The 16,568-nt window shown below is 69.3% G+C and carries 17 protein-coding genes and 1 pseudogene; 6 read left to right on the forward strand and 12 right to left on the reverse strand.

Annotated features, from left to right (window positions below):
• Window positions 1-58: 58 nt before the first annotated feature.
• Together Q664_RS20970 and Q664_RS20975 are read right to left on the reverse strand one after the other, a co-directional pair.
• Window positions 59-631: a hypothetical protein gene (locus Q664_RS20970; protein WP_043398396.1), complete on the reverse strand. Its 573-nt coding sequence runs from the start codon at window positions 629-631 to the stop codon at window positions 59-61.
• Window positions 628-1,185 (reverse strand): RNA polymerase sigma factor, encoded by a 558-nt coding sequence (locus Q664_RS20975; protein ID WP_043398398.1) that lies wholly within the window; start codon window positions 1,183-1,185, stop codon window positions 628-630. Before Q664_RS20975 ends, Q664_RS20970 begins: the two co-directional genes overlap by 4 nt.
• A 112-nt stretch (window positions 1,186-1,297) precedes the next feature.
• Here Q664_RS20975 and Q664_RS20980 point away from each other — a divergent pair, with 112 nt between their 5' ends.
• Window positions 1,298-1,741 (forward strand): GNAT family N-acetyltransferase, encoded by a 444-nt coding sequence (locus Q664_RS20980; protein ID WP_043398401.1) that lies wholly within the window; start codon window positions 1,298-1,300, stop codon window positions 1,739-1,741.
• A gap of 13 nt (window positions 1,742-1,754) precedes the next feature.
• On the opposite strand, the gene Q664_RS20985 is transcribed toward Q664_RS20980, so the two are convergent.
• The 4 genes from Q664_RS20985 to Q664_RS21000 all read right to left on the reverse strand — a co-directional run bounded on the left by Q664_RS20985 (window position 1,755) and on the right by Q664_RS21000 (window position 4,791).
• Window positions 1,755-2,342, reverse strand: a complete 588-nt coding sequence (locus Q664_RS20985) for a tetratricopeptide repeat protein (RefSeq protein WP_043398404.1) — start codon at window positions 2,340-2,342, stop codon at window positions 1,755-1,757.
• 211 nt (window positions 2,343-2,553) lie between these two features.
• Window positions 2,554-3,366: a hypothetical protein gene (locus Q664_RS20990; protein WP_043398407.1), complete on the reverse strand. Its 813-nt coding sequence runs from the start codon at window positions 3,364-3,366 to the stop codon at window positions 2,554-2,556.
• A gap of 1 nt (window position 3,367) precedes the next feature.
• Window positions 3,368-3,847: an RNA polymerase sigma factor gene (locus tag Q664_RS20995; protein ID WP_043398410.1), complete on the reverse strand. Its 480-nt coding sequence runs from the start codon at window positions 3,845-3,847 to the stop codon at window positions 3,368-3,370.
• A gap of 119 nt (window positions 3,848-3,966) precedes the next feature.
• Window positions 3,967-4,791, reverse strand: coding sequence for an NAD-dependent epimerase/dehydratase family protein (locus Q664_RS21000; protein ID WP_235216795.1), 825 nt, complete (start codon window positions 4,789-4,791; stop codon window positions 3,967-3,969).
• A gap of 114 nt (window positions 4,792-4,905) precedes the next feature.
• Here Q664_RS21000 and Q664_RS21005 point away from each other — a divergent pair, with 114 nt between their 5' ends.
• On the forward strand, window positions 4,906-6,231 hold the full coding sequence (locus Q664_RS21005; protein ID WP_043398415.1) for a sensor histidine kinase: 1,326 nt from the start codon (window positions 4,906-4,908) through the stop codon (window positions 6,229-6,231).
• Window positions 6,232-6,246: 15 nt separating this feature from the next.
• Here Q664_RS21005 and Q664_RS21010 read toward each other — a convergent pair whose 3' ends face one another.
• Window positions 6,247-6,705 carry an Imm26 family immunity protein gene (locus Q664_RS21010; RefSeq protein ID WP_043398419.1) on the reverse strand — a complete coding sequence of 153 codons (459 nt, stop codon included), beginning with the start codon at window positions 6,703-6,705 and terminating at the stop codon, window positions 6,247-6,249.
• A gap of 3 nt (window positions 6,706-6,708) precedes the next feature.
• Window positions 6,709-7,482 (reverse strand): hypothetical protein, encoded by a 774-nt coding sequence (locus Q664_RS57885; protein WP_152622246.1) that lies wholly within the window; start codon window positions 7,480-7,482, stop codon window positions 6,709-6,711.
• A gap of 486 nt (window positions 7,483-7,968) precedes the next feature.
• Here Q664_RS57885 and Q664_RS61060 point away from each other — a divergent pair.
• Window positions 7,969-9,165 (forward strand): annotated as a pseudogene (locus Q664_RS61060) (DEAD/DEAH box helicase); the annotation flags it as partial.
• A gap of 245 nt (window positions 9,166-9,410) precedes the next feature.
• A complete protein-coding gene (locus Q664_RS61065) occupies window positions 9,411-9,644 on the forward strand; it encodes a DbpA RNA binding domain-containing protein (protein ID WP_235216807.1) in 234 nt (77 codons plus the stop codon).
• 58 nt (window positions 9,645-9,702) lie between these two features.
• On the opposite strand, the gene Q664_RS21020 is transcribed toward Q664_RS61065, so the two are convergent.
• From Q664_RS21020 to Q664_RS21035, 4 genes are all read right to left on the reverse strand, one after another.
• The gene (locus tag Q664_RS21020) at window positions 9,703-11,112 is read right to left on the reverse strand and encodes an IS4 family transposase (protein WP_160174464.1); all 1,410 of its coding nucleotides are present in this window, start codon (window positions 11,110-11,112) and stop codon (window positions 9,703-9,705) included.
• A gap of 151 nt (window positions 11,113-11,263) precedes the next feature.
• The gene (locus Q664_RS21025) at window positions 11,264-12,913 is read right to left on the reverse strand and encodes a sigma-54-dependent transcriptional regulator (protein WP_043398426.1); all 1,650 of its coding nucleotides are present in this window, start codon (window positions 12,911-12,913) and stop codon (window positions 11,264-11,266) included.
• Window positions 12,914-12,982: 69 nt separating this feature from the next.
• A complete protein-coding gene (locus Q664_RS21030; protein WP_152622247.1) occupies window positions 12,983-13,921 on the reverse strand; it encodes a GGDEF domain-containing protein in 939 nt (312 codons plus the stop codon).
• A 129-nt stretch (window positions 13,922-14,050) separates the two neighbouring features.
• Window positions 14,051-14,329, reverse strand: coding sequence for a glutaredoxin family protein (locus Q664_RS21035; protein WP_043398432.1), 279 nt, complete (start codon window positions 14,327-14,329; stop codon window positions 14,051-14,053).
• Between the two features lie 21 nt (window positions 14,330-14,350).
• On the opposite strand from Q664_RS21035, the gene Q664_RS21040 reads away from it, so the two are divergent.
• Window positions 14,351-15,520, forward strand: a complete 1,170-nt coding sequence (locus Q664_RS21040) for a DUF4388 domain-containing protein (protein WP_043398436.1) — start codon at window positions 14,351-14,353, stop codon at window positions 15,518-15,520.
• 201 nt (window positions 15,521-15,721) lie between these two features.
• Window positions 15,722-16,447 (forward strand): peptidase inhibitor family I36 protein, encoded by a 726-nt coding sequence (locus tag Q664_RS62215; protein WP_043398439.1) that lies wholly within the window; start codon window positions 15,722-15,724, stop codon window positions 16,445-16,447.
• The last annotated feature ends 121 nt before the right edge of the window (window positions 16,448-16,568 follow it).

The raw sequence follows: 16,568 nt of genomic DNA on the forward strand, positions 1-16,568 counted from the left end.
CGTTACACGGGCGAGGGAAGACCCTCACCCTGGCCCTCTCCCAAAGGGAGAGGGGACATCACCGTGACACCTGGAGGACCGCGAGGGCCGTCTGGAAGGGCTCCGAGTCGAGCGCCGTGACATCCGGCGGGCGCACCCACGCGGCCAGCGCTCCGAAGGGCGCGTACGCCGCGTCCTCGACGCTCGGGTTGGTGCGCGTGTAGCCGTGCACCTCGTTGACCAGCACCGCGAGCGAGACCACCTCACTCCCCCGCCCCACCGGCACCTCCGCCACGGGCTCCCCGGCCCGCAGGGAGCCTTCGACGGGCCCCCCTACCACCGGCTCCGTCTCGATGGGCACCGGCGTCCGCACCCTCGGCGAGACGAGCAACACCAGGGCCACCAGGGCGGCCGTGACGGCGCCGCTGGCCACCACGCGGCGGCGGTACTGGCGGCGGCGCACCTCGCCCAGAATGGCCTCGCGCGGGATGCGAGCGGGGACCGGAGCGTCCGGCAGACGCAGTGAAGAGGCGGAGGCGTGAAGGCCGGCGAGCGCGCGGCACGCGGCGCACTGCTCCAGGTGGGCCTGGAAACCGGGAGGCCTGGGCAGGCGCTCGTCCACGAGGGCCTCGGCGAAGTCCTGGCAGCTCATGGGGTGTCTCCTTCGAGTTGGAGCGCGTCAGCGGCCTTGAGCTTCCGCAGCGCGCGGTAGAGGTGGATGCGGACGGTGCCCCGGCCAATGTTCATGGCATCGGCGATGGCATCGAGGTCGAGCCCCTCCAGGTAGCGGAGGGAGAAGGCCGTGGCCTGTTGGGCCGGGAGCGTGCGCAGGGCCCGGCCGAAGGCGCGCCAGCGCTCGGCACCGGCGAAGCACTCCTCCGGAGAGGGCTGCGGGGCGGGGCCCAGGTCCAACACCTCGCGCACCACGTTCCACACCCGGCGCCGGCGCAGGTGTCCCATGGCGCGCGACACCAGGATGCGCCGCAACCAAGCCGGGCCCGCCTTCGCGTCCCTCAGCGTGTGGCGCTGCTCGTAGGCATCGGCCAGGGCGGACTGGACCAGGTCCCTCGCCTCCTCCCCGTCCCAGACGAGCCGCCGCGCCAGGCGCAGGAGGGCCGCCTGCTCCCCCTCCACGAGCGCGTCGAAGTCGAGGGGGCTGCCCCTCGCTTCCATCGGCGTCTCGTCCATGACGGCGGTGCCCTTCAAGGTTGGACCTCGTTGCCCGGTTTCCAGAAAGGAGGACGCACGAGGCGCCCGGGCGGCATACCGCTGAATTTTCCCCCTATTTTCCGGCCCCTCCGGGAGAATCCCCCGCGCCATGGCCCCGTACGAGCTCCAACTCATCCCCGCCGCCGAGACCCGCTACCTCCGCCACGTCGTGCTGCGCCCCCACCAGCGGCCCGAGGAGCTCGTCTACCCGGGGGATGAAGCCCCGGACACCGTCCACTTCGGGCTGTACGTGGACGAGGAGCAGCATGGGGTGGCCTCGCTCTACCGCGAGCCCCGGCCGGGTACGAAATCCACCACCGAGTGGCGTCTGCGGGGCATGGCGGTGCTCGCCTCCAACCAGGGCAGGGGCTACGGCGCGGCCCTGCTCCAGGCCTGCATCGATCACGCGGCGCGTCAGGGCGGCACCCGGTTGTGGTGCAACGCGCGCACGACGGCGTCCGGCTTCTACAAACGGCTGGGCTTCGCCGTGGAGGGGGCCGAGTTCGAGCTGCCCGGCATCGGCCCGCACTACCTCATGTGGCGTCCGCTTTGAGCGGAGAAGCAGCTCAGACCGCGGAGGCGCGCAGCAGCCGGCCGGCGAGCTGCGTGTACTGATCGCGCTTCTCGGTGTCGCCCAGGTGCGCCCAGACGTCCGCGAGGCACCTGGCCGCATCCGTCAGCGCCGGGTACAGCTCCAGCGCCATCTCCAACACGTGGCGCGCGTGCCGGTAGCGCGCCTTGCCCGTCAGCCCGATGCCCCGGGTGCGGTGCTTGCCCGACTCCGTCAGCAGCGCCTCGCCCAGGTTGGCGATCTCCACCGCCGTCGCCTCACGCCAGGCCAGCTCGGTGTTGAGCTGCAGGGCCTCGTCCAGCAGGGCCCTCGCCGCCTCCGGCTCGTCCAGCTCCAACTGGCAGATGGCCGCGTTGCGGTAGTGCTCGGCCGTCTCGGGGTCCAGGTCGATGGCGCGCTCGAAACACTTCAGCGCCTCGCGCGGACGGCCCAGGCTCGTGAGCGAGGAGCCCTTCGCGCTCATCGCCAACACGTGGCTGGGATCCTGGGACAGCACGCGGTCGAACACCTTGATCGCGGCCTCGTGGTTGCCGGACATCGAGTGGCTGACGCCCTCGTTGAATGCCGCTAACAGCGTGGACATATGGCCCCTTCTCGCCGGCCCACATGCCGGCCCGAGTTCCCGGTCCTTCAGTGTACAGCCAGGGACCCCGAGCGTGACAGGCCGGGGGGCTCGCCGAGAACCCGGAAACGAGAGGCTTTTCTCCACCTGTGGCCCGGCCCACACCGCTCACGGGCTCCTGGCTTCTCCGGGCGGAAAGCGGATCTTCTGCACGGGCGTACCGCGCGGTGCGTCAGGCCCGAGGCCCCTTCTCCAGCACGAGCGAGGTCTGCGAGAGCGACGGGGGCAGGGGCAACGGCTCACGGCGGGCGCGCTCGGGCTCACGGGCCAGCTCGCGGGCCGATTCCATCAGCGCGTTCAGCTCGAAGGGCTCGTCACTGGTGACGAAGAAGAAGCGCTCGAAGGCGGGGGCGTCGTCCAGCGCGTAGGCGCTCGGCAACGGCACGGTGCCTCCCTTCAGCTCGAGCGGGCCGGTGGGCGACTCCGGGGCATGGAGCGTGACGGAGCCACGGCCATCCACGGACAGCACCGCGCCGTAGGGCCTGCCTCCGGACACATAGCTGAGCTGCAACACGTCCCCCGCCTGCACCCGGGCGGAGTCCGCGAGCGGCTCGGGTGCCCCCGCCGTCTGGCGGTGGATGAGCAGCTTCGGCTCCAGGCCCTTGGTGCGCGTCGTCTCCAGCAACACCGCCTGCTGGGGCCGGGGCTCCTCGGGCAGCTCCCGCTGGGAGACGAACATCAGCAACGCGAGCCCCGCTACCACGGGCATGCCCAGCGCGACGGCCGGCAGCCAGCGGCGCGGAGGCGTGGAGGCGGACGGGGAGCGGGAGGCATCCACGACGCGGCGGCGGCGCTCGATCTCGGCGGCGACCTGGGACGGCGGGAGCTTCGCGAGCGTGGCGCCATCATCGGCCTCCAGCCTCGCGAGCCGCTCGAGTCCACCAGGCTCCGTGGCCAGCCGCGCGCGGGCGGCGGCGAGCTCCTCGGGGGGCAGCTCTCCCAGGGCGATGCGCTCCAACAACCAATCGGGCGTGCGGTGGGACATGTCAGGCGGCCTCCAGTTCCTGCAGGTGGGCGCGCAACGTGCGCAGACGCTTGCGGACCCCCGAGACGGAGAGGCCCACCTCGCGAGCCACCTCCTCGTACGTCATGCCGTCCACCAGGTGCAGCACGGCGATGGTGCGCGTGGACACCTGCTCCCTGCCGAAAAGCCTGTCCAGCACCGCCGCCGCCCCCGTGCGGGCCTCCATGTCCTCCAGCGAGGCGATGCGCACCAACAATTCCTCGTCCGAGTCCGCCGGGCGCCGGCGCTCGGAGCGCAGCCGGTTGAGGCACACGTTCGTCGCCATGCGGTGGAGCAGGCTGGAGGGGGCCGTCTGTCGCAGCGCGTCCTGATGGTCGAGCAGCTGGACGAAGACGTCGTGCATGGCGTCCACCGCCCGCTCCTCGTCGCGCAGGAGGAAGCGGCAGCGCCGGAGCACCATCGGTCCATACCGGCGGTAGCAGGCTTCCACATCGATGGCCAACGTCGTTCCTCCCTGCCTTCCGCACCTCAACACCGGAGCGGGCGCGAACTGTTACCGCGCACCGCATCCGCCGGGTGTGACAGGTGGAGGGGCACTGTAAGTAGGCGGAATCGCGACTGTCAGCTCGAGGCCCCGGCGTCCAGGAGGGCCGAGAAACCCGCGATGAAATCCGGGTAGCGGGGCCGCCAGCCCAGGGCCTTCAGCCGGGCATTGGAGATGGCCCGGTCGCCCTGGAGGGACTCGTGCAGTGAAGCCAGGGGCACCGTGGGTGGAAGGGGCAACCCCAACCGGGCACACAGCCACACGGCCGTCTCGGCCTGGGTCGCCGGACGGTCATCGGCCACACAGTAGGTTGCCCCCGGCTCGCCCCGTTCCAGCACCACACGGATGGCGTCCACCAGGTCGTCCACGTGCACCCGGGAGATGCGGCCTCCACCGCTCTCGGGGATGCGGAGCGTGCCGGCGCGGATGCGCTCGTGCAGGCCCCGGCCGGGACCGTAGATGCCCGCGATGCGCAGGCTGATTCCACCGAGCGGGCGGTACTTCGCTTCCGCTTCGAGGCGGCCCTGGGCCCTGGGGGAGGCGGAGTCGACGGGCGTGTCCTCGTCCACGTGCCCCCGGGCACCGCCGTAGACCCCCGTGGAGGAGAGATAGACGAGACGGGCGGGACCGGTGCGCGCCAGGGATTCGGACAGGGAGGTGTCGAGCCCGGCTTCCGGGGGAATGGAGATCACCACGTGGGCGCCCTTCGATGACGCCACGGCTTCGTCCAACGAGAGGAGCCGGACGCCTTCGCGGGACAGTTCCTCCCGGCGAGCCTCATCGCGCGTCACCGCCCTCACGGGACGTCCCCGCCGGGCCTCCTCGCACGCCAGCCGCGTCAACGTATAGCCACATCCCAGCAGGTAGAGAGGAACCATGTCCGTGCGATGACCGGGTGTCACTCTACACCTCCTCGAGCTGATGGAGCGGCGGTGTCCTAAATCGGATGTTTTTGGGGGCGCGTTCGGGGTGTCACCGTGCCGCTGGCGCATCGCGACGTGGCAGCGTTCGGAGTGATGCTCGCAGATGACACCGCGATCCAGGCCCAGCTCCGAGTCAAGCGGAGGATCTTCTTCGTCTCCGCGTGCATGATCCTGGCGCTTCCCCTCGTGCGTCTCCTGATCACAGGCGCAGTGATCCCCTCGCTGGCGCTCGTGCAGGTGCTCTGGAGTCTGAGCTACGTGCTGCTCGGCGTGTGCATGGGCAAGGGAGTGCTGGCCCCGTGGCTCGCGGGCACCCTGGCCGCGGTGGTGTGCGTTCCCGCGGTCACGGCGATCATCCACATCACCGGCGGACCGGCGAGCCCCTACTTCGTGACGATCGTCTGCGCCCCCCTCATCATCGCGCTGTTCGCCCCGGACTCCCGCTTACCGACGCGGGTGGCCTTCGTGGGCATGCTGGGCGCGGTGGTGGTGTTGAACGTCCTGGCGGGAGTCCCTCCACGAGCCTTCCTGCAGCAAACCTTCGTATTTGGCTGCGTCGGGGCGTTCGGCCTCTACGGCGGGCGCACCTACCGGCGGCTCCGGGACGCGGAGAAGGTGGCACAGGAGCAGCGGCTGAATGCACTGGAGCAACTGGCCGAGAGCGAGCGTCTCCGGCTCCGCGCAGAGCGCGAGCGCGCCGAGGTGGAGCGGTTGGTGCTGGTGGGTCAGCTCGCCTCCGGAGTGGCCCATGAGGTGAACAATCCCCTCGCCTTCGTGAAATCCAACCTGCACTACCTCGAGCGGGAGCTGTTGGACGCGGACGGCGCCGAAAACAAGGCGGAGCTGCGCGAGTTGCTGGACGAGACACGACAGGGCGTCCTGCGCATCCAGCAGATCGTCACGGATCTCCGGCGCTTCGCCCGGGAGGGCCACGCGTCCACGGAGCCCAGCTCGCCGTCGGAAGCCATTGAGGAGGCCCGGCGGCTGGCATCGGTCCGCCTGCGCAGCCTGGGCGAGGTGACGTTGGACATCACGCCGGGACTGCCCGAGGTGAGTCTGGGGCAGCGGCATCTGGTGCAAGTACTGGTGAACCTGCTGCTGAACGCGGCGGATGCGGTGGAGGAAGCGGTGCCTCCACGCAAGGCCCGCATCGCGGTACGAGCCCGGCAGGTGGAGGAGGGCGTGCGGCTGGAGGTAGAAGACAACGGCACGGGAATCCCACTCGAGGCGCTGCCGCGGCTCTTCGAGCCCTTCTTCACCACCAAGCCACCCGGAAAGGGCACCGGGCTGGGGCTGGCGCTCTGCCACGAGTACGTCGGCCGAGCAGGAGGGACACTTACCGCCGAGAACCGGCCCGAGGGCGGCGCGCGCTTCGTGCTCACGCTGAAGGAAGTGGCCGAGACCGCCTCGGCGGCGTGAGCGCCCAGAGACGACCTAACGCAACCGTACCTTCAGATGCTCCTCAGCGGCATTGGGCCGACCCAGGAGAGTGTCGAGCAAGCGTTCCTCGATGGAATCCTGTTCCCAGACAGCCGCCCGCTCGAGACCCACACATTCCTGGGGCTCGGCGGCCCTGCTATTGCCAGCCGTGTCGAAGATCGTGCAGCGACGGAAGTCTCCCACGTCCTGCATGAACCGGACGAGCGGCTGATGCAGGTGCTCCTCGAGTTCTCTCCATCCAATGAGTTCCCACGCATCCACGGCCAGGTGGCGTACAGCCGTCTTGAAGAGCACGGGTCTGGCGCCGAGCCCATCCAGATCAGAATCCGGACTCATTGTTCTGTGTTGATAGAAGGCAACATAGGGGGATTCGAGCAACCTTCCATAGCCGAAGGAACCATCAGCGAGGGCAATTCTCACGAAAGACCCTGGCTTGTGTCTTTGCTTTGGCATTCCTCATTCCCCAGTGTAGGGGTAGAGCTGACCCCATGATTTCGTAGCGGCATCATGAAACAGCCTGCCCAGCGGATTATCTTTCGCCACGCCGCGATTGACGTTCTCGGTTCGATGCGGTTCTCGAGTATCAGACCAGGCACCCCCGAAGGAATCGATCAACTGCTGCTCTCTTCCACGGATCCGCCAGTAAGCGACGTCGCTGTATCTCTTCGCGTAGTCGACCGCAGTCCCTACATCGAACTTGTCCAGCACGGCCGGTAGGAATCCAGGACCTTTGGGTTCATCGGTCTCATCAATGTGATGGTTCGAATCGCGCGCATCCACAGCTTGTTCGGCTTGCGCCTCCAAAGGTTTGTTCAGGTCGATGACCATGCTCGTTCGACCCGAGTAGTACCAGCCGGTCTTCAGGTTGAGCTTCGTATAGGTCGCGTAGAGTCGGCCCCAACCCTTTTTGTCTCTGTCGCTCCCGGCTTCTGAAGTGGATCTTGGAGCGGGGGAGGTATGAGGCTCGGACACTCGATTCACTTCTGGCCGGCGGGCGGGTGTTCCCGGGCGCACCGTGGCCTTGGGCGCATAGCAACCCTGAACCCATCCCTGAAGGTCTCCGAAGTGAGTGCCGTAGAACGTGTCCGCGATGTCGACCGGGGTCCGTACCCCGTCCAGGCCGGCTTTGACGGTCAGGCAGACCAGGACAACGCTGCCCCCTGCCGCCAGCACCGCGCCACCCCTCAGAAGGGCTTTTCCCGTCGCGGCAACGGCCCCTGCGTCCGCCACGGCCGCGGCTCCCTGGGGCACGAGCCGGAGCACGGCACGTGGAATGCCATTCCCCAGGCCCTCCCCTGTAACGCCCTGGAGCGGTCTCGGCGGGGACTGGGCAATGGGAGCCGCTGGCAGCCCCAGCCCGAGCGTGTCCCGGCCAGTGCCGGAACGAACGCCTCGTATCGTGCCGCTACATCCCACGAGGAATACGAAAAGAAGTAGTGCCACCCTGCGTGGCATGAGGGGCCTCCTCGACTCGAAGCTACAGGTAGCTCGAGGGGACCGTCGAGACCGATGGCGGCGAAGTCCAGGTGCTGAGTGCCCGTCCAGCCTCGGCGGCGTGAGCGCCCGTCTGGTACCCGGGTCTGAGTCACCGCTCCGACATCCCCAGCACGTCACGGGAGACCTCGGGCCACAGGGGTGGTACAAGCCCGCTCCATCGTGAGCACCCCTTCCGAGAACATTCCGACTTTCGAACAACTGGGCCTCGGGCCCGCCCTCGTGGAGGCTCTCAGCGGCCTTGGTTACGAGGAGCCCACCCCCATCCAGCGCGCCGCCCTCCCTCCTCTGCTCGAGGGCAAGGATCTGCTCGGCATCGCCGCCACCGGCACCGGCAAGACCGCCGCCTTCTCCCTCCCCCTCCTCCAGAACCTCACCCCCGGCAAGCTCGCGCCGTTCTCCACCTCCGCGCTCGTGCTCGTCCCCACCCGTGAGCTCGCCATGCAGGTGGCCGAGGCCATCCACCGCTACGGCCAGAAGCTCGGCGTCACCGTGCTCCCCCTCTACGGCGGCCAGCCCATCGCGCAGCAGCTGCGCGTGCTCAAGCGCGGCGTGGACGTCATCGTCGCCACCCCCGGCCGCGCGTTGGATCACCTCAAGCGCCAGTCCCTCCTGCTCGACTCCGTGCGCACCGTCGTGCTCGACGAGGCCGACGAGATGCTGGACATGGGCTTCGCCGAGGACCTGGAGGCCATCCTCGAGGCCACCCCCGACGAGCATCAGACCGCCCTCTTCTCCGCCACCCTGCCCCCTCGCATCGCCTCCATCGCCGAGCGCCACCTGCACAAGCCCGTGCACGTGCGCATCGCCAAGGAGAAGATGGCCCCCGGCACCGGGCCCCGCGTGCGCCAGACCGCCTACATCGTCCCGCGCGCCTTCAAGGCCGCCACGCTCGGGCGCGTGCTGGACGTGGAGGCCCCCACCGCCGCCATCGTCTTCTGCCGCACCCGCACCGAGGTGGATGAGCTCACCGTCTCCCTCAACGGCCACGGCTGGCGCGCCCAGGCGCTCCACGGCGGCATGGATCAGGCCCAGCGCGACCGCGTCCTCAAGCAGTTCAAGACGCACGCCGTGGAGCTGCTGATCGCCACCGACGTGGCCGCGCGCGGTCTGGACATCGAGAAGCTCTCCCACGTCGTCAACTACGACGTGCCCAACGCCCCCGAGGCCTATGTCCACCGCATCGGCCGCACCGGCCGTGCCGGGCGCGAGGGCGTCGCCATCACCCTCGCCGAGCCGCGTGAGCACCGGCTGCTGCGCAACATCGAGAAGCTCACCGGCCAGAAGATCGAGATCTCCACCGTGCCCACCGTGGCCGATCTGCGCGCCCGCCGGCTCGAGCTGGTGCGCGCCTCCCTGCGCGAGGCCCTCGTGGCCGGCGATCTCGACTCCTACCGCTCCGTGGTGGAGAGCCTCGGCGCCGAGTTCGATCTGGTGGATGTGGCCGCCGCCGCGGTGAAGCTCATCCACGACGCGCAGAGCGAGGGCCGCGAGGAGGCCGAGGAGGAGATTCCCGTGGTGCCTCCGCCCACCGAGCGGCCCCCCGTCCGGGCAAGAACGCCCGCGCCGCCGCCCGCCCCGGCTTCGGAGAGCGGCCGGGTCCGGGTCCCAAGGGGCCTCGCGGTGACAAGCGGCGCGCGGGTCCTCCCTCCCAGGAGTTCGACATGGCGCGCCTGTTCATCGGCGTGGGACGGCATGCCGGTGTGCGCCCCGCGGACCTCGTGGGCGCCATCGCCGGTGAGGCCGGCGTCGAGGGACGGCGCATCGGCGCCATCGAGATCGGCGACAACTACTCCCTCGTCGAGGTGCCCGAGCCCCTCGCCGATCAGATCGTCGCCGCCCTCCGTCAGGCCACCCTGCGCGGCAAGAAGGTCCAGGTCCGCCGCGATCGGGCCTGACCCGGCAACTCGAGGACCTCTATACCCTCACCCCGTCCCTCTCCCAGAGGGCTCATAGTTACCCAGAATCAGCCAGGGGAGGGGTGAGGCGGTGCAGCAGCAGGCGGTAGGTGGTTTCCGCCTGCTGGAGCATCTCCCAGCCGCGCCAGAGCGTGCGCCAGCCGGGCTCGCCGTCGCCCTTACGACCGATGAAGCCGCCCAGCAGCGCTATGGCGCGCAGCGCTTCATAGGCGTTGGGGGTGGGCGGCAGTTCGGGGCACATGTCGCCGAGCAGTTGGAGTTGCACCTCGGACAGGTGCTCGGAGGCAGGAGGAGGCTCGAGGCGGCGTGCGGCATCGCGTAGCGAGAGCATGCTGAAGGCCAGGATGGTGGCCAGGGCCAGGAAGTTGCTCAGGCGCGTGCCGTGCTGGAGCCGGCGTGCCTCGGTGCCGCAGCCGCTCTTGAAGCCCATGTGCAACTCCTCCACCAGCCAGCGGCCCTCGTAGGCCTCCACCACCTGGAGACACTGCTGCAGCGTCTCGATGGGCTCGCCCGTCACCAGGCACCAGTTGAGAGGCTTCTGCCCCTGTGGCGGCTGGGCTTCACGCGCCAGCACCACGTTGAGCTCCAGGGGCTGGCCGGCACGCCCCCGGTTGAGCGGTGGCCTCACCCGCACGCGACAGGCGCGAATCTCCAGCACGGCCTGGCGCGCCGTCTGGCCGGGACGCCCGGGCACCTGCACCACCTTGTGTCCGAGCACCGGCGCACCGGCCACGGTGTCCAGCAGATACTCGCGCTCCGCGTCCATCCCTTCTTGCCCCGGGGGCGGGGCCAGCAACCGGTTGCGCGTGACTCGGATGACGAAGGAGTCACCCAACGCCTCAATTACCTCCAGCGTCTCGAAGATGTCGCCCTCGGCATCCAGCACGTGCACCACTTGCGGACGCTCCTCGGGCGGCACCTGCTCCAGCACGTCCGACACCCGGTACGCCGCCTCGCCCCAGCGCTGGCTTTCCCTGGGGCGCTTCTTGCGCTGGGCGGCTGTCTCCTTCTTCTTCTTCTTCTTCTTGGGCTTGTCCGGGCGCGCCCACACCATCTGCCCCAGTACGCCCATTACCTCATGCGTCGCCGCATCCACCGCCAACGTCGTGTGCACCCACAGGCCCCGCACCTTGGGCAGTTGGTTGATTCGGCCCGCCCCCTCCACCTCATGCTTGAAGATGAGGTCGGTGGTGTCCTGGATGCACAGCACCTTGCCCCGGGCCTTACACCGCTCTCGCGTCGCGGCGATGTGCCCCTCCAGGATTCCCTCGGGCGTCACTTCCGGGTTGGCGAAGAACCGGTAGGCCCCCTTCAACCCCGCCTCATTCTTGGCGAACTGCCGCGGAAAGCTCGCCGACGCGGCCTTGCTCATGGCCTGTCCTATCCGCAGCAGCCTCTTGTGCCGTGCCTTGTGGCCCAGGTGGGAGCCCGCAAGCTCCCTCTCCAAGATTCCCTCCAACTGCTGCCCACTCTCCATGGTGGCTCAACAGCCTACTTCTCCCGTCCACTCCCCTGCCCTATTCTTTGGGTAAGTATGAGCCCAGAGGGAGAGGGGATGATCCTCAGGGGGGCTTCACGGTGGGCCCTTGCTCCTCGGCTCAGAACTCGGCCGAGGCCCTCGGGTCCACGATGCCGCATTCCTTGATCTTGTAGAGCAGCGCCTTGTAGCTGATGCGCAGCTTGCTCGCCGCCCGGCGCTTGTTCCACGCCGTGCGCTGCAGCATCGCCAGGATCGCCTCCCGCTCCGCCAGCATCGCCGCCCTCTTGCCGATGTCCTTCAGCGACATCTCCCCTTCCGGCACCGTCGGAGGCGGAGGCGGCGGCTGCGGCACGTCGAACGGGTTCGCGTACTTCGGCTGCGCCACCACCTGGTTCACCGGCACCTCCGCCGCGGGCACCGCCCCGCGCGCCGGCATCTCCAGCACCTGCACCGCCCCGCCCGGGCCCGCCGCCGTCACCGTGGCCGGAGACATCGGCACCGGCGTCCGCACCACCGTCGGCGCGGGCGGCTCCACGTCCCCGTCTCCCGCGTACGACGTCGGCAGCGACGGCGCACTCGCCGGCGCACGGCCTCCCGAGCGCAGCTCGTCCAGCACCAGCGTCGCATCCTTCAGCACGCACAGCCGGCGCACCATGTTCTCCAGCTCGCGCACGTTGCCCGGCCACTCGTACTCCGTGAAGGCCCTCAGCACCTCGGGCGGCAGCTCCGCCACCCCGCTCATGAACTGCTTCCCGTACTTCTTCAGGAAGTGGTCCGTCAGCGGCACCACGTCCTCCGGCCGCTCGCGCAGCGCCGGCAACCGGATCGCCACCACGTTCAGACGGTAGAAGAGATCCTCGCGGAAGTTGCCCAGCTCGATCTCCCGCTCGAGATCGCGATTGGTCGCCACCACCACGCGGCTGTCCACCCGGACGCTCTTCTTGCCGCCCACCCGGAAGAACTCCTCGTCCTGCAACACCTGCAGCAGCTTGGCCTGCAGGCGGATCGCCATCTCGCCGATCTCGTCCAGGAAGATGGTGCCCTGGTCCGCCAGCTCGAACTTGCCCGGCTTCTCCGCCGTCGCGCCCGTGAAGGCTCCGCGCTCGTGACCGAAGAGCTCGCTCTCCAGCAGCTCGCCCGGCAGCGCCGCGCAGTTCACCTTGATGAACGGCCGGTTGCGCCGGTTGCTGCGCGCGTGGACCTCGCGGGCAATCACCTCCTTGCCCGTTCCGGACTCGCCCAGCAGCAGCACCGGCACGTCCGTGTCCGCGATGCGCTCCACCAACGCGCGCACCTTGCGCATGGCCGGCGAGTGCGAGATGAGGATCCGCTCCCCGCTCGACTCCTCCCGCGACGCCGCCGCACCCGCCGCCTGGGCCGCCTGGGCCTGGCGCGCCGGCATGCGGCTGCCGAGCGCCCGGCTCATCGCGTCCTCGAGCTCGTCACTGCTGAAGGGCTTGGACAGGTAGTCGCTGGCGCCCATCTTCATGGCGCGCATCGCGTCCTCCGCGCCCGAGAGCGCCGAGAGCACGATGACGGGTGCACCGCCGCCGGAGGCCCGGTAGCGCCGCAGCACCTCCAGGCCACTCATCTCCGGCATCATCACGTCCAGCAGCACCACGTCGAACGAGCCGCCGGAGAGCATCTCCAGCGCCTGGGAGCCACTCGACGCGCAGCGCACCTGGTACCCCGAGCTGCCCAGCAGCTCGCCGAGGAACGTCCTCACCTGCTCCTCGTCGTCCACCACCAGCACCGCGATCCGATCCATCCCCTCGCCTCCCCTCACCCTGTCCATCTCGATTCACTCCGTGGGACGCCCGCTGGGCTCATCCCTCGATCAAACCGTCAGTCCCATTCCGGTGCCGCTCCGGCGCTCCTCGCGAGCCCTGCGCAGCGACTGCAGCGCCTGGGTCAGCAGTTGCACCGGCGACCCCACCACGTCCGGATAGCTCACCGCCCCCAACGCCAACGAGGGACGCAGCACCTTGCCCTCCACCTGCAACCGCGCCAGGGCGAAGCGCTCGCCCACGCGCGCCATCACGTCCGGCACTCCCTCCGCCGGCGTCCCCGGCAGCAGCACCGCGAACTCGTCCTCGCCCACGCGCGCCACCACGTCCGCCTCGCGCACCGTCTGGCCGAACACCACCGAGCAGTACACGAGCAGGCGCTCGGCCAGGCCCCTGCCGGACTCCTTGCGCAGGGTGCGGTAGTCCCCGAGCGCCCCCGCCACCACCGAGAAGCTGCCCCCGAAGCGCTCGATGCGCCGCGTCTCCAGGGCGATGAGCTCCAGCAGGAAGGGCCGGTTGTAGAGCCCGGTGAGCGGATCATGCAGGACCGCCGAGCCCGCGTCCTCGGGCAGCATCGCCCGGCGCACGGCCGCCTTGAGGCGCAGCTGGGCGCGCAGGCGCAGCACCAGCTCCTCGCCCGAGCCACTGCGCGGCACCATGTCCACGCACAGCCCCTTCTCCAGGCAGTGACGCCAGGCCTCCCGGTCCCCCGAGTCCACCAGGTAGAGCATGGGCACCGCGCCCCGGCCCATCTGCCGCAGCCGCCGCGCCACCGACACGGCCGCGTAGTCCGGCGCCTGAGCCGCCAGCACCACCGCGTCCGGCCGGATGGCCTCGAACAGCGGCCCCGCCGCGTCGAAGCGCGTCACTGGCACCACCCGGAAGCCCGCTTCACCCAGCTCCACCCTCGTGCGCTCCAGGTCTCCCGCCCGCGGCTCCACCACCAACACCGTGAGGGGTTGGTCCGCCCTCTTGTGCTTGCTCCTCAACGCCACCGTGTCCCCCGTCCGGCCAGAACCTTTTTCCCCATCGTTCCTCCGGCGTTCTCCCCAGGTTTACAGCCCTTCCCGCCGCCGCCCCTTCGCATCCCCCTGTTTTTCCTGAGGGTGGGAAGGGAGTTACTCCTCATGGCCACCGGAATGAGCAACCGGCGTGCCATTTATCGCCCTCCGGAGACATGCCTCGACCTCGGTCTCCTCCAACCGGAGCTTGAAGGTGTCCCGGCCGTCGATGATGACCACGGGGATGTCGTAGCGGTACGCGGCGAAGGTGGCGGGATCGGCGCGAATGTCCTCCTCCACCAGGTCGAAGGGGATGCGCTCGCGTACCCGCTCCAGGACTTCCTTGGCCTGGTCGCAGAGGCAACAGTTCGGTTTCGAGTAGAGTCGGACAATCATTCGGCAGAAGGATGTGACGTCATGCGCGGTCTGTCAGGTGACTTCTCGACGATGCCCTTGAGGGATCTCGTCGCGTACCTCGGCGGCCGGCGGGCCACGGGCACGTTGCGGGTCATTCGGGCGGGCGTGCGCAAGCTCATCCTCGTACGGGCCGGGCAGGTGATCAGCGCCAGCTCCAACCAGCCGCGCGAGTTCCTCGGCCAGTTCCTCATCAACATGGGGCACCTGAGCGAGGAGCAGTTCAGCATGGCCTTCGCCACCCAGCGCGAGACCCAGGTGCCGCTGGGGAAGATCATCGTGATGACGGGGCTGGTGTCCGAGCCGACGGTGCGCGCCACGCTCTCGCTGAAGTTCCGCGAGACGCTGCTGGACATGTTCCGCTGGGAGGAAGGCGAGTTCTCCTTCGACGCGGGGGCGGTGGCGGAGGTGGAGGGCGTGGACGCGCGGGTGGACCTGACGGAGGTGCGCCGCGAGGGCGACTTCCGCGAGACGGCCTGGCAGTCCATCCGGGCGGCGTTTCCCTCGGGCAACCTGTACCTGACGGTGGACGAGGGCCGGCTGCCGGAGCCGCCCAAGCCGGGCACCCTGGACGCGAAGCTGGTGAAGCGCATCCGCGAGGGGCTGACCATCGACGAGCTGGCCAGGGTGCTGCACGCCTCGGACTTCCTGGTGTACCAGCGCCTGTACGCGCTCTACCGGCTGGAGGCGGTGAAGGTCTCGGCCACGCCGCCGCCGGGACGCCAGCGGCCCACGCCCTCGGAGGAAGACGAGGCGCAGGTGGTGGACGTGGATGTGATCGGCACCGAGTCCCCCACGAGCGAGGTCATCCAGGCGGCGCAGTCCTTCCTGGAGAACGGCAACTTCCGGGACGGAGAGGCGCTCGCGCGCCGGGCGCACGAGATGGCGCCCACGCCGGAGACGGAGGCGCTGCTGCGCTCGGCGGAGGCCGCGCTGGTGGGGATGTTGCGCCGGGAGATGGTGGACAGGCCCCAGGTGCCCTCGCTGGAGATGTCCGCGGCACAGCTCAAGTCGCTGCAGCTGAGCACCCCCGAGCGCTACCTGCTGTCGCGCATCGACGGCAAGCGTGACCTGGGGGCCATCATCTCCATGTCCCCGCTGAAGGAGCTGGAGGCGTTGAAGTACTTCCAGGCCTTCGTGGACGGCGGGCTGGTGAAGCTCACGCCCCGGTGAGACGGGCGCGGCGAAGCTCCGCGCCCCCCTGTGGACGGCCGGACAACACCGTGCGCTCACGTGCGTGGCTCGCGAGACCACAAACGGAATAAACAGGAAGACGCCTCCCTCTTGATAAACAGGACAAACAGGCTGGCCCTGCGATTGCAGAAAGGCCAGGAGACGCTGTTTCACCCCTGTTCATCCCCTGAAGGAGCATCCATGAAGCGCAAGCAGCTGATCGGTTCGCTGGTTCTCGCCTTCGGCCTCGTGAGTGGCCCGGCCCTCGCCGCGGGTGGAGGCATCGAGCCCGTCCCCCCCAACGAGCTGGAGCCCGTCGTCAACAAGGAGGCGGAGATCTACCCGGCCACGCTCGGCCTGGCCTTCCAGGATCCGCGCCCCGAGTCCCAGGAGAAGCCGGATGAGGGCTTCCTCCCGGAGCTGCCCATCCTGGTGGATGGCAAGCTGTACTCGGCCGAGGAGCTCCAGGAGGCCGGGGTGCACATCGGGCACTATGTGCTCGACTCGCGCTCCGCGGAGCTGGACGTCGTCCAGGGCTTCCGCACCTCGGAGGACCTGAAGGTCTACATGGAGAAGACGGGCCAGATGCCCTCGGAGCAGCCCAAGGAGAGGCAGCTCCTCTGCCCTCCCGCGCACTACTGGGAGCACAGCTTCTTCGGCGGCTCGCGGTTCTCCGTGTGGCCGGGCCAGGCCCTCGGCAACCTGGGTGGCTTCTGGAACGATCGCATCTCGTCCGTGTGGAACAGCCCCTGCTCGAGCTGGACGGTCCTCTTCGAGCACTCCAACTTCGGAGGCCATCAGCTGTGGCTCGGCCGCGGCTGGGCCATCCCCCACGTCGGCCTCTTCGGGTGGATCGGCTGGTCCGGCTGGTTCCCGCGCTGGTACAACTGGAATGACCGGGCGTCGTCCTTGATCGTGTTCTGGTAGTCGGCGGGTACCCATTGGCGAGGGCAAGACCAGAGCCCCTCCCAGCCAGGCGAGGAGGGGCTCGCGGATTCCACCGGTCCAATGAGGTGACGAGGAAGCGGACCGCTCGTCCCATGGACCG

This window comes from Archangium violaceum Cb vi76, from assembly GCF_000733295.1.
Taxonomy (GTDB): domain Bacteria; phylum Myxococcota; class Myxococcia; order Myxococcales; family Myxococcaceae; genus Archangium; species Archangium violaceum.